Consider the following 2,105-nt stretch of genomic DNA (forward strand, 5'->3'; position numbering starts at 1 on the left):
GGGCTTGGAACAGGCCGCTCACACCTTTGGCATCGTTCGGTCACTCACTCTGGCTGGCCAATCCACCGAGTCAATCGTTGATTGTCTCGTTATCGCGGTTTCCCGCAATTCTACATAAGAGCGACACAGACAGTTACGGTTCCACTGCCGTCACGGGAGTTCCTCTGTCATGTCGACGAGGTCCTCCTCGGTCTGCCAGCGATACAGCCGCTCCTCCTGCTCAAACAGCTCGAAGACGCCGTCCTGCATCCAGCCGAAGGGGTGTTCTTCGTCCTCGTACACTCGCTTGAGGACGTGGCTTTTCTCGAAAAACTCCGTCGTCCCGACGAGGAGACCCTGTTCGACGAGGAAGTCACTTGGCTCCTTCTCAGCGACGCCGACGAGGTAGGTCACGATGTCGGCGATCAGGCAGAACTTCTGGATGCTGTTGTCCCACTCGCCGCGGATGTCAACCATCCGGAATGCGTAGGCATCCTGACGGCGGTTGAGCCGGTCGACAACGAGATTCAGCCGCCGGATCGGCTCCCGGTCGTAGTTCCCGAGCACAAAGTACGACCGGTCGTTCTCGTAGACGGGGGTCAGCTCGCTCAGAGCGTGGAGGATCTCCTCGTTGTCCGCCAGCGAGATCTCTTCATCGTCGAGTTGGTCCTTCGCACTTGTGAGCACCTCCTCAGGGACGGATGGCTCCTCGTCGGACATACACGGTCCATCTCAGCGTCGCGCGATATGGTTTATGGAGTAAATCACCAACTCAATCGGAGTTGGTTTACTCCAGAGTGGTTTACTCAAGGGTAAACTACTTGCCGCCAGGCCGTGTATCGTGTCGTATGAGCACCGACCTGGGGACTGCTGAGGGGATGGAGTCCCGCGAACTTGTCCACTTCGTCACTCAGCAGACGCGGTTCGCGCTGATCAACAACATCCTCCAGCATCCCGAGCAGCTCCCCTCCATGTACGAACTCGAGGAACTCAACCCCAGCGTGAGCGACGCAACCGTCTACAAGCACATTCAGAAACTCATCGACGCCGGCATCGTCAAGGAGGCCCCCCTGGATGACAACCAGCGTCGGCAGGGCTACCCCTGGAAGTTCTACGGACTCACGGAAGAGGGCCGGGAGTTCCTGGAGGAGCACAACCTGCTCGCCGCGGAGGAGACGCTCCAGCAGATCTACGACACCATCTCTGACAAGCCCGATAAGATGGTCAAGTATGAGAACGCACCTCGCCCCGACGCTGTGTAGCTGTTCGTGCTTTAAGATCAAACTGGAACGATTTCCTCAACCACACAGGCGGTCCCCAGTGAGTCGTCACGGTAACGTTCCAAGTGTAGGACTAGGTCTGTTTATTGCACGTTGTCGAGAGACTTACAGCCCGCAGCTGCGGAAACCGATGACAGCGGCTTAACCAACAACGCTACGGTTTGCGGGTTACGTTGGTTAACATGAGAGCAGCCAATGTCCTACGAACCGCCGACCCCAACAGCGAACCTCCCAACGGAGATCGTCAACACGCTCAACGAGTCAACCCCAGAGCGTCTCCGAGACGTTGCCACGTACGCCAAAGCGCTAGCCGAGTACAAGGAACGTGAGGCTCGCCTCGAGGAGAAAGCAGACGAAGACGAGGTAGAGGAGCGACCAGACGATCTCCCGGCCGATGTCCCTGCGAAAGCGACGATCACCATCAAGGAGATCAACGACAACCGCTACTACTACTGGCAGTGGCGGGAAGGAGATTCGGTCACATCCAAGTACAAAGCCCCAGTCAACTCGGACGAGTGAATCACGAGAGGCAGTTCGAAGAATACCCCAGTTTCGAGAGTCGACCCCCTCGAACACTGGAATTAGCCAGACTATCCTGGATTTACACATCGATAGGGGGGTGTCAATTCATCGGGTCAGGAAAGCCCGTGAGGGGGTTCCCGCAAATTCAGTCGCGGGAGGAGGTCAATGATGAATACGACTCAGTCAGGCTTGAACAGACACACCCCTCTATCGATGTGTTCAATGTGTCTGGTCGTCACCGGCTCTATTGAATCCACGGACGGCGTAGGGACGAGTCGTCAGAACGTTGGAAGTGAAGCGGGAGAGTACAGTTGTGCAAAAGGT

3 protein-coding genes and 1 pseudogene are annotated in these 2,105 nt (G+C 56.8%); 3 read left to right on the forward strand and 1 reads right to left on the reverse strand.

The features are described from left to right. Window positions 1–118: pseudogene (locus BLT27_RS19485) on the forward strand (IS1595 family transposase); the annotation flags it as partial. A 32-nt stretch (window positions 119–150) separates the two neighbouring features. Here BLT27_RS19485 and BLT27_RS18905 read toward each other — a convergent pair. Beyond that, window positions 151–699, reverse strand: coding sequence for a DUF8170 family protein (locus BLT27_RS18905; protein ID WP_089736689.1), 549 nt, complete (start codon window positions 697–699; stop codon window positions 151–153). A gap of 128 nt (window positions 700–827) precedes the next feature. On the opposite strand from BLT27_RS18905, the gene BLT27_RS18910 reads away from it, so the two are divergent. Together BLT27_RS18910 and BLT27_RS18915 are read left to right on the forward strand one after the other, a co-directional pair. Further along, window positions 828–1,241, forward strand: a complete 414-nt coding sequence (locus BLT27_RS18910) for a helix-turn-helix domain-containing protein (protein ID WP_089736691.1) — start codon at window positions 828–830, stop codon at window positions 1,239–1,241. Window positions 1,242–1,454: 213 nt separating this feature from the next. Continuing rightward, window positions 1,455–1,778 (forward strand): DUF6788 family protein, encoded by a 324-nt coding sequence (locus BLT27_RS18915; protein WP_089736693.1) that lies wholly within the window; start codon window positions 1,455–1,457, stop codon window positions 1,776–1,778. Window positions 1,779–2,105: the final 327 nt, after the last annotated feature.

This window comes from Haloarchaeobius iranensis, from assembly GCF_900103505.1.
Classification (GTDB): Archaea; Halobacteriota; Halobacteria; order Halobacteriales; family Natrialbaceae; genus Haloarchaeobius; species Haloarchaeobius iranensis.

Excerpts from the sequence above, each read along its gene's own strand:
- BLT27_RS18915 (WP_089736693.1), top strand. The coding sequence starts at position 1,455 with ATGTCCTACGAACCGCCGACCCCAACAGCGAACCTCCCAACGGAGATC.
- BLT27_RS18910 (WP_089736691.1), top strand. The coding sequence starts at position 828 with ATGAGCACCGACCTGGGGACTGCTGAGGGGATGGAGTCCCGCGAACTT.
- BLT27_RS18905 (WP_089736689.1), bottom strand. The coding sequence starts at position 699 with ATGTCCGACGAGGAGCCATCCGTCCCTGAGGAGGTGCTCACAAGTGCG.